At 65.1% G+C, this 14,787-nt stretch carries 12 protein-coding genes, 1 tRNA gene and 2 pseudogenes; 7 read left to right on the top strand and 8 right to left on the bottom strand.

Annotation, left to right across the window (positions count from 1 at the left end; translation table 11 throughout):
- Positions 1 to 33: 33 nt before the first annotated feature.
- The 4 genes from C2865_RS31730 to C2865_RS31715 form a co-directional block, all read right to left on the bottom strand.
- Entirely contained in the window at positions 34 to 1,533 is a 1,500-nt protein-coding gene (locus C2865_RS31730) for an alkaline phosphatase D family protein (RefSeq protein WP_106402323.1), read from the bottom strand.
- 119 nt (positions 1,534 to 1,652) lie between these two features.
- Positions 1,653 to 3,155 carry an alkaline phosphatase D family protein gene (locus C2865_RS31725; RefSeq protein WP_106402322.1) on the bottom strand — a complete coding sequence of 501 codons (1,503 nt, stop codon included), beginning with the start codon at positions 3,153 to 3,155 and terminating at the stop codon, positions 1,653 to 1,655.
- Between the two features lie 87 nt (positions 3,156 to 3,242).
- The gene (locus C2865_RS31720; RefSeq protein WP_106402321.1) at positions 3,243 to 4,514 is read right to left on the bottom strand and encodes an MFS transporter; all 1,272 of its coding nucleotides are present in this window, start codon (positions 4,512 to 4,514) and stop codon (positions 3,243 to 3,245) included.
- A gap of 88 nt (positions 4,515 to 4,602) precedes the next feature.
- Positions 4,603 to 4,944: a metallopeptidase family protein gene (locus C2865_RS31715; protein WP_106402320.1), complete on the bottom strand. Its 342-nt coding sequence runs from the start codon at positions 4,942 to 4,944 to the stop codon at positions 4,603 to 4,605.
- On the opposite strand from C2865_RS31715, the gene C2865_RS31710 reads away from it, so the two are divergent.
- The 4 genes and pseudogenes from C2865_RS31710 to C2865_RS31695 form a co-directional block, all read left to right on the top strand.
- Positions 4,943 to 6,433: a metallophosphoesterase family protein gene (locus C2865_RS31710; RefSeq protein WP_106402319.1), complete on the top strand. Its 1,491-nt coding sequence runs from the start codon at positions 4,943 to 4,945 to the stop codon at positions 6,431 to 6,433. The two genes, C2865_RS31715 and C2865_RS31710, sit on opposite strands and share 2 nt — an antisense overlap.
- Before the next feature lie 63 nt (positions 6,434 to 6,496).
- Positions 6,497 to 6,569 (top strand) — tRNA-Glu (locus tag C2865_RS31705).
- A gap of 154 nt (positions 6,570 to 6,723) precedes the next feature.
- A pseudogene (locus C2865_RS41085) lies at positions 6,724 to 7,623 on the top strand (IS1380 family transposase); the annotation flags it as partial.
- Positions 7,624 to 7,923: 300 nt separating this feature from the next.
- A pseudogene (locus C2865_RS31695) lies at positions 7,924 to 8,103 on the top strand (IS3 family transposase); the annotation flags it as partial.
- Between the two features lie 84 nt (positions 8,104 to 8,187).
- Here the strand turns inward: C2865_RS31695 and C2865_RS39655 are convergent.
- The 4 genes from C2865_RS39655 to C2865_RS31690 all read right to left on the bottom strand — a co-directional run bounded on the left by C2865_RS39655 (position 8,188) and on the right by C2865_RS31690 (position 11,058).
- Complete coding sequence (locus tag C2865_RS39655; protein WP_157963981.1) at positions 8,188 to 9,111, bottom strand: hypothetical protein; 924 nt, start codon at positions 9,109 to 9,111, stop codon at positions 8,188 to 8,190.
- A gap of 35 nt (positions 9,112 to 9,146) precedes the next feature.
- Positions 9,147 to 10,031 (bottom strand): hypothetical protein, encoded by an 885-nt coding sequence (locus C2865_RS39650; RefSeq protein WP_157963980.1) that lies wholly within the window; start codon positions 10,029 to 10,031, stop codon positions 9,147 to 9,149.
- Position 10,032: 1 nt separating this feature from the next.
- Positions 10,033 to 10,521 carry a hypothetical protein gene (locus C2865_RS39645; RefSeq protein WP_157963979.1) on the bottom strand — a complete coding sequence of 163 codons (489 nt, stop codon included), beginning with the start codon at positions 10,519 to 10,521 and terminating at the stop codon, positions 10,033 to 10,035.
- Positions 10,522 to 10,722: 201 nt separating this feature from the next.
- The gene (locus C2865_RS31690) at positions 10,723 to 11,058 is read right to left on the bottom strand and encodes a hypothetical protein (RefSeq protein ID WP_106402316.1); all 336 of its coding nucleotides are present in this window, start codon (positions 11,056 to 11,058) and stop codon (positions 10,723 to 10,725) included.
- Positions 11,059 to 11,706: 648 nt separating this feature from the next.
- Between C2865_RS31690 and C2865_RS31685 the strand changes: the two genes are divergently transcribed.
- Genes C2865_RS31685 through C2865_RS31675 form a run of 3 tightly spaced genes read left to right on the top strand, consistent with a single transcriptional unit; the run spans position 11,707 to position 14,587 of the window.
- Positions 11,707 to 12,597 (top strand): peptidoglycan-binding domain-containing protein, encoded by an 891-nt coding sequence (locus tag C2865_RS31685; protein ID WP_157963978.1) that lies wholly within the window; start codon positions 11,707 to 11,709, stop codon positions 12,595 to 12,597.
- Positions 12,594 to 13,322 carry an ABC transporter ATP-binding protein gene (locus C2865_RS31680; RefSeq protein WP_106402314.1) on the top strand — a complete coding sequence of 243 codons (729 nt, stop codon included), beginning with the start codon at positions 12,594 to 12,596 and terminating at the stop codon, positions 13,320 to 13,322. The genes C2865_RS31685 and C2865_RS31680 overlap by 4 nt, the downstream gene beginning before the upstream one ends.
- Complete coding sequence (locus C2865_RS31675) at positions 13,319 to 14,587, top strand: ABC transporter permease (protein WP_106402313.1); 1,269 nt, start codon at positions 13,319 to 13,321, stop codon at positions 14,585 to 14,587. Before C2865_RS31680 ends, C2865_RS31675 begins: the two co-directional genes overlap by 4 nt.
- The last annotated feature ends 200 nt before the right edge of the window (positions 14,588 to 14,787 follow it).

Genomic DNA, 14,787 nt, shown 5'->3' with positions numbered 1-14,787 from the left:
CGGCCTTCCGGGCCCCCGCCCTGGAGGCCCCGGTTAGAGCCGGGACGACAACGTCTGGGTGTGGAGAACCCGGTTGTCGAGGTCCCGCAGCCGCACGGTGAGCTCTTCCGTGTGGCGGTCGATCTCCACCTCGCCGAAGAACTGGGCGCCGTCGAGGGGGCCGGCGCCATGGCGGGGAGCCCCCTTGATGAACACCGTGGTCGGCCCGAACGTCGAGTCGAACCTGGTGGGCCGGAAGGTCCCCGCGTTGAGGGGGCCCGCGATGAACTCCCAGAAGGGCGCGAAGTCCTTGAAAGCCGCCTGCGCGGGGTCGTAGTAGAGGGCCGCGGCGTAATGCACCTCCGCCGTGAGGAAGACGATTCCCGTCACCCCGTGCAGCCAGGCGTCGCGCAGAATCGTGGCGAACTCCCGCTCCCGGCCGAGCGGCAGACCCTCGTCTCTGTTGCCCACGCCGTCCTGGTCCCTGCCTTTGGCACCCGTCAGGCCGAGCGGAATGCTGTTCGCGATGACCTTCCAGACGGCTTTGGACTGCCGTAGGCCGTGGATGAGCCAGCGCGTCTGGTCCTCTCCGAGAATCCCAGGACCGTCCGTCTCCAGGTTCGGGCCGTTCTTGTTGCGGTACGAACGCATGTCGAGGACGAAGACGTCCAGCAGCGGCCCGTAGGAGACCTTGCGGTAGATGGTCGAGCGGGCGCTGATCGGCAGGTACTCCTGGATGGCGCGCCGTGCGCGCTCCGCCAGTACGCGCACGTTCTTCTCGGTGTAGCGCCGGTCGTGGACGATCATCTCGGGGTACCAGTTGTTGCGCACCTCGTGGTCGTCCCAGTCGTAGAGCATCGGTACGCGGGCATTGAAGGCGCGCAGGTTGGCGTCCATGAGGTTGTAGCGGAACTGCCCGCGGTACTCGTCGAGCGTCTCGGCGACCTTCGCCTTCTCCGGCGTCATCACGTTCCGCCACACGCCGCCGTCGGGCAGCGTGACGGTCTCCCGCAGCGGGCTGTCGGCGTACGCCCAGTCGCCGCTGCACAGGAAGAAGTCGGGGTTCAGCTCGCCCATCGCGTTGAAGATGCGGTAGCCGCCGAAGTCCTCGTTGATGCCCCAGCCCTGGCCCGCCATGTCACCGCCCCACACGAAGCGGACGTTCCGCTCCTTGCCCGGAGGCGTCGAGAAGGCACCCGGTTCCGGCGCCGACGTCACGCGCCCGTCGTCCAGCGTGACGCGGTAGTACACACGCTTGCCGGCGGGAATCCCCTTGAGCCGTATGCGGCCCGTCAGGTCCGTCTCAGGGGTCAGCCAGGGTCCCCGGATCGTCCGGCCGCCCTTGAAGTCGGGACGGGTGCCGTATTCCAGCACCATCCGGGACGGACGGTCCCCGCGCACCCACACCAGGGCGCGTCCGCCGTCGACCTCGCCGCTCTGCACGCCATGGGTGATCACGGGCCGGTTTCGGGCGAACGCGGGGGCGGCGGGCAGCGCGAGAGGGCCGCCCGCCAGCAGGCCCGCCCGCAGGAGATCACGTCGGTCGAGGGTCATCGGCACGCTCCAGGCTCGCGGTCACGGCCAAGATCGCGGACCGGAGGGCGGGACTCAACGCGACAAGCGGGAGAAAGGGAAGGCTTTGCCCGGCCCCTCGCGGGAGGCCGGGCGCGGCCTCAGGCCGTCAGCGTCTTGGTGTAGAGCACCTTGTTGTCGAGGTCGCGCAACCGCACGGTGAACGCCTTCGACCGGCTGTCGATCTCCACCTCGCCGAAGAACTGCGCGCCCTCGGCGGGGCTGGCGTTGGCGCGAGGACCGGCCTTGAAGAACTCCTGAGTGGGCCCGAACGTGCCGTCCAGAGTGTTGGGGCCGAACGTACCGGCGTTGAGCGGGCCCGCCACGAACTCCCAGAACGGCGCGAAGTCCTTGAAGGAGGCCTTCGCGGGGTCGTAGTAGTGCGCGGCCGTGTAGTGGACGTCCGCCGTGAGGAAGACGATGCCCGTCACGTCGTTGCGGTACGCGTCGCGCAGGACCTCGGCGATCTCCCGTTCGCGGCCCAGCGGAAGGCCGCTGTCCGTGTTTCCGACGCCCTCCTGAGCGGTGCCGTCGGGCACGATCAGGCCGACCGGAAGGTCGTTGGCGATGACCTTCCAGGTGGCCTTGGAACGCCGCAGCTCACGTGTCAGCCAGCGCTTCTGCTCCGCTCCGAGCAGGCCGCGGCCGTCCGTCTCGAGGTTCGGGGTGTTCTTGTTCTTGTACGAGCGCATGTCGAGGACGAAGACGTCCAGCAGCGGCCCGTAGGAGACCTTCCGGTAGAGCGGCTTGTCCAGGTCGATCGGCAGGTACTCGTCGATGGCGCGGCGCGCGCGGGCCGTCAGGACGTCGACGTTCTTCTCGGTGTACCGGGCGTCGTCGAGGATCTCCCCCGGGTACCAGTTGTTGGTCACCTCGTGGTCGTCCCACTGGTAGACGATCGGCACGCGGGCGTTGAACGCGCGCAGGTTGGCGTCCATGAGGTTGTAGCGGAACTGCCCGCGGTACTCGGCGAGCGTCTCAGCGACCTTCGCCTTCTCGTCGATCAGCACGTTCTTCCAGACGGTCCCGTCCGGGAGCGCGACGGTCTCGGCGAGCGGGCCGTCGGCGTACACCCAGTCGCCGCTGCACAGGAAGAAGTCGGGGTTCACGTCGGCCATCGCGTTGAAGATGCGGTAGCCGCCGAAGTCCTCGTTGATGCCCCAGCCCTGGCCCGCGAGGTCGCCGCCCCAGACGAACCGCACGTCCTGGCCGCGCCGCGGGGCGGTGGCGAACGAGCCGGTCTCGGGGGCGGACGTGACGCGCCCGTCGTCGAGCCGGACCCGGTAGTGGATCCGGCGGCCGTCGGGCAGCCCGCGCAGGGCGACCTTGCCGGTCAGGTCGGTGCCGGGACTCAGCCAGGGGCCGCGGACCGTCCGGTGCCCCCTGAAGTCCGGGCGGGTGCCGTAGTCCACCAGCATCCGGGACGGGCGGTCCGCCCGCGTCCACACCAGCGCCCCGCCGCCGGTCACCTCGCCGGCCTGCACCCCGTGGGTGATCGCGGGCCGGGCGCGGGCGAAGGCGGGGGCGGCGACGCCGGCCGGCAGCGCGAGGGCGCCGCCCGCCAGCAGGCCCGCCCGCAGGAGGTCACGTCGGTCGAGGGTCATGGCACGCTCCAAAACTCGAAGTTCCGGACGTGATCGTGCTGGGCGGAAAGGGCCGTGGCGTGAAGGCCGGGGAAACGGAACGCGACCTCACAGAGAGGCTTCGACCCGCCCGTTCTTCGCGGGCGTGAACATCGCCTTCATCACGCCGACGCGGACGTTCGTCCACGTCATCGTCAGCACCGTCGCCGCGGCCAGCCCCACCGCGCCCGCCAGCGCCACCACCTTCTGCGGGCCGATCACCTGGGCGAGCGCGCCGCCCACCAGGATGCCCAGGCCCTGCCCGGCGAGGATGCCCGACTGCACCAGCCCGAACGCCTGCCCCCTGCCGTCCGGCGGCACGGCGGCCACGAACGCGGTGTTGGCCGCCAGCTGGTAGGCGGCGCCGGCGCCCGCCAGCGCCCACAGCAGCACCGTCGCCGCGAACGGCGGCTCCAGCGCGCAGCCGATCAGCGGCGCGCACGAGAGCAGCGACATCCAGCCCATCGAGCGGACCCGGCTGGACGGCCGGACGAACCGGGAGAAGACGAAGCTGCCCGCGACCGTCCCCGCCGGCATCGCGGCCATCAACACCCCGACGTACATCGCGTCCTTGCCGTACGTCGCCGCGTACGGCGCGGCCAGCCCCTCGGGGATCGTCGAGAAGGAGCACAACCAGGCGAAGCCCACCAGGCTCCGCAGGGCGGGGTCGCCGAAGACGAGCGCCGCGCCCTCCCGCGTGCTCCGCCACAACCGGAGCTCCCCGTGCCTGCGCTCCGGCGCGGGACGCCGCGCGATGCCGGTGAGGACGAGCGCCGACAACAGGAACGTGAGCGCGTTGAGTCCCAGCGCCTCGCGCGTCCCCACGACCGCCACCAGCGCGCCGCCCGCGACGAAGCCGAGCATCTGCGTCCCCTGGTGGGTGATGTTGTTGACCGCCGCGCCCAGCACGTAGCGGTCGCCCTGGAGGATGTCCGGGAGCAGGGCGGCGCGGGCCGCGGTGAACGGCGAGCCCAGCAGGACCGTCAGGAAGACCAGGACGCACAGGCCGGCGAACGGCATCTCGCCCAGCGCCATCAGGCCCATGAGCAGCGCGCGCAGCAGATCGCAGACGATCATCACGCGGCGGCGCGGGAAGTGGTCGGCCAGCCCGCTGAGCACCGGGCCGCCCATGATCGGCGGCAGGTACGTCAGCGCGTAGACCAGGCCCGTCAGCAGCGGGCTCTGCGTGCGGTCGTAGACCAGGACGGCCAGCGCGACCTGGGCGAACTGGTCGCCCACCGAGCTGAGCGTCTGGGCGGACCACAACCGGCGGAACTCCACGACGGCGAAGACCTCGCGGTATGTCGCCTGCCGTTCCGGCGGCCGTCTGTGCCTGCCCATACCCCGCTCTCTAGGTCGCCCGACCCCCTCATCAAATCACGTAGCGTCGCCTTGCGATGACCTAACGTACTTTTCTCTGGACTGGGAGTCACCATCCCAGTTCGTGAAGTCGCCTATCGTCGATTCCGAAGTGGTGCGCGATCTCGTGCACGACCGTCACGGCGATCTCTTCGCGCAGATGGTCCCTATCCGTACAGAAAGCGAGATGTTCCTCACGGTAGATCTCGATCCGGTCGGGCAGGACTCCTGCGTACCAGTCGCCGCGCTCCGTCAGGGGGACACCGGTGTAGAGGCCCAGCAACCCCTCCTCGGGGGCCTGATCGACCACCACGACCACGACGTTCTTCATCAACCTCGTCAGATCCGGAGGGATCGTGTCCAGTGCCTCCGACACCAGCCCCTCGAACTCCACCGCGGAAACCTCGACCATGAAACGCCTCCTCCACCGCCTCTTCAACCGCCGGACCGCCCGCTGGAGTTCCCTCGTCCTCATCGGCGTCGCGGGCGCCCTGGCGGGACTGCTGCTCGGCGGCCGCATCCAGACCCCCGTGGGCCCCGCCGACGCCTCCCTGTCCTTCACCCTGGCCTGGGACGGCGGCACCGTCGTGGACGTCCCGCCGCTCGGCTCGATCCGCCTCGACTCCCACAGCGGCCCGGTCGTCCTGAAGGCGCAGATCAGCCAGCTCCGCCCCGCCGACACCGAGTCGTTCATCAACGACCCGTCCGCCATCGACGCCCTCTCCCAGAAGATCACCGACCAGCTCCGGCACGGCCTGGTGTGGATGGCCGTCCGCGGCGCCCTCACCGCCTTCGTCCTGGCCTTCGTCCTGGCCCTGCTCGTCCACCGGGCCTGGCGCCCCGCCCTCGCCGCCCTGACCGCCGCCGCCGTCACCCTCTCGGCCTTCGGCGCCGCCGCGTGGCTGACGTTCCGCCCGTCCTCGGTCGCCGAACCCCGCTACACCGGCCTGCTCGCCAACGCCCCCCAGCTCGTCGGCGACGTCCAGACCGTCGTCCAGCGCTTCGACGAGTACCGCGGCATGCTCGCCAAACTCGTCGGCAACGTCTCCGAGCTGTACGCCACCACCTCGACCCTGCCGATCTACGAACCCGACCCGTCCACCCTGCGCGTCCTGCACGTCTCCGACATCCACCTCAACCCCATCGCCTGGGACGTGATCCGCTCCATCACCACCCAGTTCAAGGTCGAGGTCATCATCGACAGCGGCGACCTCACCGACCACGGCTCCCGCGCCGAAGACCGCTTCACCGACAACATCGAGACCCTCGGCGACGTCCCCTACGTCTTCGTCCGCGGCAACCACGACTCCCCCGGCACCCAGGAGGCCGTCGCCCGCAACAAGAACGCCGTCGTCCTCGACAACGAGACCAAGACCGTCGAGGGCCTGCGCATCTACGGCGCCGGCGACCCCCGCTTCACCCCCGACAAGACCACCGCCGACGACTCCCTCACCCCCGAGGCCCTCTTCGCCGAGGGCACCGAACTCGCCGCCCCCCTGCGCACCGCCCCCGAGCCCCCGCACGTCGCCGTGATCCACGACGGCAACCAGGCCAAGGCCTTCGACGGCGCCACCCCCCTCGTCCTCTCCGGCCACTCCCACCGCCGCGCCACCGAACTCCTCCCCCAGGGCACCCGCCTCTTCGTCCAGGGCAGCACCGGCGGCGCCGGCCTGCGCTCCCTCGAACACGAGACCCCCACCAACATCGAACTGAGCCTCCTCTACTTCAACCGCGAGACCCTCACCCTCCAGGCCTGGGACGACTTCACCCTCGGCGGCCTCGGCGAACAGTCCGTCCAGGTCGAACGCCACCTCACCTCCACCCCGCCCACCGCCGCCACCCCCACCGCCCCCGCCACCACTCCAGCCTCAACCCCCACAAACCCCCCACCCACCCCATGACCCCCAAACCGATTACACGTCTCCGGCCCCCGTCCCCTATGCTGGTCTTGAGCACACTCATGCGCCCTCATCGTCTAGTGGCCTAGGACGCCGCCCTTTCAAGGCGGTAGCACGGGTTCGAATCCCGTTGGGGGTACTCCTTTTTGTCGATCTTGGGGCGAATCAAAGTCAAGCTTTGAAGATCACGCCCGGCGAGTAGCCATCCCTTGAGGGAGCAGAGTGCAAGTCTTGGCCAAAGATTAGATAGTCCTTGACTCCGGAACCGACGGCGATCTGGTCCCGGTCGACCCGACGCGACGATCGTGATCGTCCACCCGGAGAAAGAGCAGGCCACCCCGACCTGGAAGAAGACGTTCGGTTTTCACCCGTTGACGGCGTTCGCCGACCACGGCCCGGCAGGCGAGAGCGAGGCTCTGGCGGTGTTGCTGCGCGAAGGAAGGACGGGGCCGAACACCGCCGACCACATCGAGACCACGAGACTCGCGCTCGCCCAGCTGCCGAATGCGCGCAGGCGGCGGGTGCTGGTGCGCGCCGATTCCGGCAGCGGCACGCACGAGTTCCTGGCGTGGTTGGCCGCCCGGCGTCTGGATTACTCGGTCGGGTTCACGCTCGGCGAAGACCTCCAGAACGCGATTGGGGCCTTCCCCTAGGCCGAGTGGCAGGCCGCCTACGACGCCGGCCGCCAAGTCTGGGAGGGTGCGTGGGTCGCGGAGTTCACCGGCTTACTCGACTCGTCCGGCTGACCGCAGGGGATGCGGGTCATCGTCTGCCGGGAACGCCCGCGCCCGGAGCCCAGCTGCGGTTCACCAACGTGGACGGGCACCGTTTCACCGTGTTCGTCACCAACGCCCGCCGGTGCCTCAGCTCGCCGACCTCGAACTGAGGCACCGGCGGCGGGCACGTTGTGAGGACCGCATCCGATGCGCGAAGGACACCGGGCTGCGGAACCTGCCCCTGCACGACTTCACCCAAAACTAGATCTGGTGCGAGCTCGTCGCACTGGCCTGCAAACTCCTGGCCCGGGCGCAACTACTCGCCCTGCCCGAGCACCCGGCCTGCCGCTGGAAGGCCAAACGCCTGCGCCTGCGGCTGCTCTCCTGCGCCGCACGCTTCGTCCGCGGCGGACCTGACCCTGGACCGACTTGATCATCAGCGCGATCACCCGACTACAGGCTTTACCGGCCCACTGACCAGCACCAACCGTCCCTGCAACATCAGGAAGGAGACCACCCGAGCCCATGGAACCCCGCCCACCCAAGTCGACAGCCGGGCAACCAAGCTGAACTACCGCTGGAAACAGCGGTCGGTCAGGTCGCTACGCGACTTGACCGACCCTATGAAAGATCGAGGCTGCTGCTTTGCATCGCATCGCCTTCAGCCGGATGCGGTTCCACCAACCGACCAGCGAATACGCCGCGCGACGCACCGCGGAAAGAAAGTCAAACTCGAGATCATGCGCTGCCTGAAGCGATTCAACGCGATGATGGAGTCAGTCGTTCTGGTCCTGCATGCAGGTCGAACTCCTCGACCGGCAGTGCTGGCACACCTGGGTGGAGCTCGCCAACGCGATCTTCGAGTACCTGGAGATCTGGCACAACCGCCGACGCCGCCACAGCGCCCTGGACATGTCCACCCCGATACAGTTCGAGAAAATACCCACCGTGGCATGAAGTCCAGCAACCCGACTCCATATATCTCGGGGCAGACCAGTCTCCATCAGACCCGAAGCGCTTCATCTCGCCCCTGCTAAATATTCATGTGTGCTGGTTCGTTCGGAGTCCGGCGACTATCACTTGGAGAATCAGAACCCCGCTGAGTGCCCAGAGTGCAAAGGTCCAGGGGCCGGTGTCGGCGGTAGGGCGTCCTGTCTGTGCCAAATACCAGGCCCAGCCACCGATCGCCACACCCGCTGCGGTTCCGCCGACGATCAACCATCTCGCGCCGAAGACTGCAGCCACCAAAGCGAAACTCCACAACGTCACCAAGCCCAACAACCGGAATCGCTGGGCCCACTGGTCTTTTTCATAACCTGCGCCAAGCCACAGATCACCGGGACGCTGGATCCAAGGAGCGGAGAAGGCCGCATAAGCCGCAGCCGAGATCTCTCGGTATCCGTCTACTCCTGTTTGGTTGAAAACGAGGTAACCAACGATCTCATCAGGGGAATACTCAGAGCCGACAGTCATCCCACCTCTCCCCAGCCAGGCTACCGCTGTCCTGACCAGCGCAGTCTGCCGATAGGCAGCTTCGAACGGCGTCGGCTCCTTGGGGCATCCCTCTTGAAAGGGGCCCAGGTACTCCAGAACGTCGCAGTCCGCATACCAGTATTCACCTACACCAATAATGATCATCGGGTGACGTTCTGCAAGCATTCGGCGCCATTCACTGTCCACCGTGCCGTCCACTGTCCTAAGAGGCCGAACCATCACAAGGCCATCCCCAACAATCCGCGCGGCCTCGCGGGCTGCCACTTCCCCTTTCGTAATCGGTGCGGCGTAGATCGGCAGCACCATGGACGCCGCAGCCAGGACTCCGCAAGCCCAGGCTTGCAGACGAATCCGGTTCGGAAGCGACCACAGAAGGGCTCCGCTGAGCAACAACAGCCCTCCAGCAGCCGCCGCTACGGCATCCGCCCACCCCCTGCCCTGTAGGGTCCAACTCAGCGCCAGCAGACCCACTGCGCCCAGAAAAGCCCCGGTTTTTTCCCTTCCGCTCACGAGCCAGTGCCGAGAATTTGCGTAGCACGTCGAATCTGGTCATCGACCACCTTTTTACGCTGCTCCAGCACCTCAAAATTTTTGTCTACTAGTTGCTGCTCATATCGCCCTTGAACCGCCGACCAGACCCCCATATAATTCAATTTATTCTTGCATTTCACATCCGCCAAAGCCATTTGTTGCTCTTTGGTCGATATCGACTCTCCAAGAGAACGCTGATATCTTGGCCCCGGAGCACGGAGATCCTCATAGCCAGCCTCGTTCATGCAGTCATTCCAGGCTTTGTTCAGCTTCTCCATTTGGGGATCTGATCGGGCCGAGGTGTTCGCCAGCGTTCTAAGGCTCCCCTCTCCTAGATTGTCCACTGAAGTCGGTGCGACGCTCGTACCGGTCAATCCGAGCCTGTCCACCGCCTCTCCGGTACAGCCTCTCTCCGGCACAGGCTGTCCCGAGTATTCGGCGATCCTCCCTTCAAGAACGTCCCTCTGCTCTGCTGGAGGTGCTCCACTATCCTCCTGCACCAGAACCTCTACAGGATCTACTCCGTAGCCGTCTCTGCCGGCCAGTTCTTCACTGGTTACTCCCAGCCAGAGAGAGAGCGAAGGGGAAGCGCTCGCAGCCAAGGTCTCATAATATGCATCGCTGCGCGGTACGCGATTAATGCCGAACCTCTTCAAGCAATCTCGCTCCAGCAGTTCCTGCGCCCTCAAGAAGGTCACAATCTTCTGGTGTTCGGGCTGATAAGCGTCCAGTGGCAACCGAATCTCATCGATCGAGGAGATAGAGCGCACTTCTCCTGAACTCTCACCCTTCATCGCCTCCGAGTCCGCACAACCCGTCACCAACGCTCCGGCCAGCAGAACCGCGGAAATCTTACGCACATCAACTCCAGAAGACAACGTAATCAACCAGGGGTAGAGGGATCCTGGTTCCTGCCGCAGCCATCAGCAGCGGTACCGCATAACCGGCGACCAGCACCGAAGCAAGCAGACCTCGGCTCGAATTTTTACGAATAAGCCGCAAGGAGCAGATAACCAAGGCAAGAAATAGAATGATCATCACAAAATAGATCTCGGACCCGAGGCTACCGTCTTGCGAATCAAGCTCCATCGGAAAAGCCTTCCCCGAAGGTCCACCGAATCCATCCACCCGAATCACGTCATGCCGTTCAAGCGAAGCACCCACATAGACAAGCCATTCTCCGGGGTGCGCCAAACCGTGAGGATCGATCATCCCCGCCGGATTTCCGTAACGCTTTGCTATTCCGGGAACTGCCGACTGAAGTGCCGGCGACACGAACACCTCGCCGTCAGCAGGCCATTTTCGAAGCCCGGGGGGCGGGGACGCCGCCCCCCGGGACTCTGTGAGCACGATAGTGAATCTACGTCCTTCCGCTACCTCCTGACGCATGACGATCCGCCCCGTTCCCCCATGATCTATCTGGACGGGTATCCGAGTAGAAATACGTTCCTGCTCGGAAGAGACGGCTACTGCGGCAGCGGTGGCCCACCCCAAGCCCATAGCCAAGACAAGGAGAGCCATAAGGCGCATAAGGAAGGACATGTGACTTGCTTACCAGTAAGCTCGGCCGCTGCAGCCGACGTGGTCCTCACAGGTGTTGAAGGAGTAGACCCCTGCCGGGTGGAGGTGCACGTTGCCACCATCACCACCGTTGCACGGGCTTCCGTTCCCGTCCCACTCCTTGATCCAGCCGAAGTTCTTGCTGTGAGTGTTGGAGTAGACGCCGTTACCGTCGCACTCCATGTCACGCGGGATGATGGTGGAGGAGTTGGAGCCGTTGGTGAAGTCGTCGCCGTGGTAGGTCATCAGCGCCTGTGCGGTTCCGGCGGTGATGCCGAATCCGGCCAGGGCAAGGGCGCCGACCGCAGCACACCTCTTGAAGAACATGTGTAGAATCCCTTCGCTTTGCTCCGGCTGGGGCCGCAGAGAGCCGTCGGAAGCATCGGTGGCCTCAGCCGGAGCGGGTACAGGAAGTACGCAGCGAAATTATCACTCGATTTTTTCTCGGGTCAATAACTGTAGATCAACAGGTCAGCCATGGTGCTCAGAACAAAATCCCAGCTCATCCATGCAGAGCTCCAGCCTAAATCTTAAAATGTGACCTGCGCCACAGGAGGGCATGCTCCACCTGCGACTACTGAACTCGCCACCATGTGGTACTCCTTTGCTCTCACCGCTTTCTAGACTGAGGTGAATGTGGGTGTCACAAGATTGAATAAGCCAACGAATCGGAAGCGTCGATGGCCTCTCATAGCCGTTCTGCTTGCCTCAGCGAGCATATCCATCGCTGGCCTTGGGTCTGCGACCTGGGTAAAATCATCCGAACAGGTGGCAGCTGAGGCAAGGCCGCCGGATCCCTCAATCATCTCCGCTCCTGTCGAAAAACGTGTACTGCGGGAGACCGTATCTTTCAGGGGGACGGTGACCCCCGGACGAACCGTCGAAGTCTCACCGGTGGCACCAGATTCAGTGCAGAAGCTCGTGGTCTCGGCCCCCCCGCCCCGCTCAGGACAACGAATACGTCCTGGAGACGTTGTGGCGGTCATCTCCGGCCGTCCCGTCATTGCGCTGAGGGGCTCTGTGCCCGCGTATCGGGACCTTAAGAACGGTTACAAGGGGGCTGACGTCGAGCAGTTGCAACAGGGGTTGCGTGAAGCCGGATATTCGGTAGCTGACTCCACCGGAGTCTACGGTGCCTCGACCCAAGCTGCGGTGAAGCAGCTGTTCATCGACAAAGACTTCGAACCAGCCCTCGAAGCCGCTGACGCCCTTGAAAGCCCAAACGGCCCTCACACGACGGGCACCCGCAAACCCATTGGACCCCGGAAAGTCGTCGTGCTGCGATCGAGTGAGGTCGTGTTCGTACCAGAGTTCCCCGCACGGGTCCTCGAAGTGAAAGCGACTCTCGGCTCGGAAGTGAAGGGAACTTTGTTGAGGTTGGCCACCGGAGAGCTGGTTGTAACCGGCTCACTACAGCCCTCCGATCGTCGGTTGGTCAAGGCCGGCAGTCAGGCAAAGATCGCCTCACCGGCATCCGGCACACCCATCAAAGCCTCAGTACGGTCCATCGGCCCGTACTCCGTTCCCGAGCCCACCTCACCGGAGGGTTCCGAAGAGCAAACAGAACCACAACAAGAACCAGGCCATCCGATCACCGTGCGGAGCCTCAAACCGCTAAGCACGCGGCTCACGGGACAGGAAGTCCAGGTGTCGATAGACGGGACGCCCACCGATGGACCAGTGCTGGTGGTTCCTGCATCCGCGATCTACGCGGCGGCCGACGGGTCAACCCAGGTGATCAAGATGGCACCGGATGGCAGGCAGACCCGCGTCACCGTGACCACCGGGGCTACCGGCACCGGATACGTGGAGATATCGGGAACCGGGCTCGCCGAGGGCGACCAAGTCGTCGTAGGTGCGAAGTGACCCCGGTTATCCGGTTCGAAGAAATAAGTCGCACTTACCCCGGGCCGCCACCGGTGATAGCACTGTCACCAGCCAATCTAACGATCATGCCGGGCGAGTACGTGACAGTCGTCGGGCCGTCTGGATCGGGAAAATCCACTTTCCTCAACGTCGCGGGACTGCTGGACCGTCCTTCCTCGGGAATCTACCGACTCGACGGGATCGACACCGCATCGCTCAACGAACGTGACCGGACCGCTCTCAGAGGTCGCAGGATCGGATTCGTCTTCCAGTCGTTCCATTTGCTGCCCCGCCTCAGCGCGGTGGAGAACGTCATGCTGTCCCTCCTCTACACCGGAATACCCAGACGGAGAAGGAGGTCTTTGGCCGGCGAAATGCTGGAGCGGGTCGCCCTCGCTCACCGGGCGGACTCTCTCGCCGGGCTGCTGTCCGGTGGAGAACGTCAGCGAGTCGCCATCGCTCGGGCGCTGGTGAACCGGCCCTCGCTGCTGCTGTGCGATGAACCGACTGGAAACCTGGACAGCCGGACCGCTCAAACCGTTCTCGAACTGTTGGACACACTACACCGGGACGGCTTCACGCTGGTCGTCGTCACACATGATCCAGGAGTCGCCGCCAGAGGACAGCGTGCCGTGGTGATCAGGGACGGGCACTTGCATGAGGCAAATCCTGCCGCGCTCCGAGCCGAGGCCACGCAGCAGACAGCGGGGAAGGAATCACCATGACGATCCGGATGCCTTGGCGCCGCAACCGAAACCGCATGGTCGAACCAACCCGGCTTCTGGTCCTGGATGCTCTCTTCGAGGCCGTGGCCGCAATGTTGGCCCGGCCTGCCCGATGCGCGCTGACGGTCTTGGGAACCCTACTCGGTGTGGCAGCTTTCGTCGCGGTACTGGGCCTAACCGCAACGACCTCTGGACAGATCTCCAAACGGTTCACGGCATTGGCCGCGACCGAGGTGCTGGTTCAGGATGTCTCCTCCGATCCGGCAAAGGGTAATACCTCATTCCCTTCCGACGCCGAACAGCGCCTCACCGCGCTGAACGGGGTACGCGCAGCCGGGGTGTTCTGGTCACCGCGGACAGGCGACGGTGGCACCCTAGTGTCGGCCCGCCCACCTCATTTGGCAGAAGAAATAGAGGGCGAGCCACTGACCGTACTGGCGGCTAGTCCCGGCTATCTCACCGCGATCCACGCTCGACTGGGGCAGGGGCGGCTCTACGACGCCTTCCACCAGCGCAACCGCCAGCGGGTCTGCGTTCTGGGTCGAGCGGCTGCTGCGCGGTTGGGCATCACCACGGTAGACGGCCGATCTGCAATCTTCGTCGGATCAACGGCCCTGACCGTCATAGGTATCATTGACGACGTCGATCGCCATCCCGAGACCTTGCTCTCCGTTATCGTCCCTGACGCCACGGCGGCCGAACTCTGGGAGCGTCCCGATCCCGGCGCGGGCGATCCACCCAAGATGCTAGTCGATACCAAACTGGGAGCGGCGCAACTCATCGGCTCGCAGGCTGCCCTAGCGCTCCGCCCCGAACGACCCGAACAGTTCAAGGTCACCGTTCCGCCGGACCCTCGACAGCTCAGAGAGGAGGTGGGAACGGACCTCGACACTCTCTTCCTTGCCCTGGCTGGTATCTGTCTCGTCATCGGTGCTGTAGGCATCGCCAACACCACGCTCGTGGCTGTCATGGAACGCACGGCTGAAATCGGCCTCAGACGCAGTCTTGGCGCTCGAGGCCAGCATATCGCCGCACAATTCCTCACTGAGTCGGCGACTCTAGGGCTGTTGGGCGGGTTCGTCGGCACGGGCTTGGGTGTCATCGTGGTAGTAGCCACTGCAGTCCTCCAGAACTGGACCCCGATTCTCGAACCCGCCGCAGTACTGCCCGCACCGTTCATAGGAGCAGCGACGGGCGTTCTCGCCGGACTCTATCCGGCACTACGCGCCAGCCGGATAGAACCGATAGAAGCACTAAGACGCTAGGCCTGTCCTTCTGCAAACTGGCCTCCTCGCGATAAGGGAACAGGCAATGGCTTGTGCGCCTTGGACGCTTCCCGCTCCGTTACATATCGCTCCCGTTAGAGATCTAAACTCATGTGGCTGATGCCTGCCCTGGGTGCTGAGTACCAACCAACATGGTTCAGTGTACACGGATATAGCAGATGTCGCCGATCGGGTAGGCG

Origin of the sequence: Actinocorallia populi, from assembly GCF_002995495.1 — a bacterium.
Lineage (GTDB): Bacteria > Actinomycetota > Actinomycetes > Streptosporangiales > Streptosporangiaceae > Actinocorallia > Actinocorallia populi.
This window is presented reverse-complemented; position numbering and strand designations above follow the sequence as displayed.

Coding starts and splice junctions, on each gene's coding strand:
- C2865_RS31725 (WP_106402322.1), bottom strand. CDS start 3,155: ATGACCCTCGACCGACGTGACCTCCTGCGGGCGGGCCTGCTGGCGGGC.
- C2865_RS31710 (WP_106402319.1), top strand. CDS start 4,943: ATGAAACGCCTCCTCCACCGCCTCTTCAACCGCCGGACCGCCCGCTGG.
- C2865_RS31675 (WP_106402313.1), top strand. CDS start 13,319: ATGACGATCCGGATGCCTTGGCGCCGCAACCGAAACCGCATGGTCGAA.
- C2865_RS31715 (WP_106402320.1), bottom strand. CDS start 4,944: ATGGTCGAGGTTTCCGCGGTGGAGTTCGAGGGGCTGGTGTCGGAGGCA.
- C2865_RS31730 (WP_106402323.1), bottom strand. CDS start 1,533: ATGACCCTCGACCGACGTGATCTCCTGCGGGCGGGCCTGCTGGCGGGC.
- C2865_RS31690 (WP_106402316.1), bottom strand. CDS start 11,058: ATGTTCTTCAAGAGGTGTGCTGCGGTCGGCGCCCTTGCCCTGGCCGGA.
- C2865_RS31720 (WP_106402321.1), bottom strand. CDS start 4,514: ATGGGCAGGCACAGACGGCCGCCGGAACGGCAGGCGACATACCGCGAG.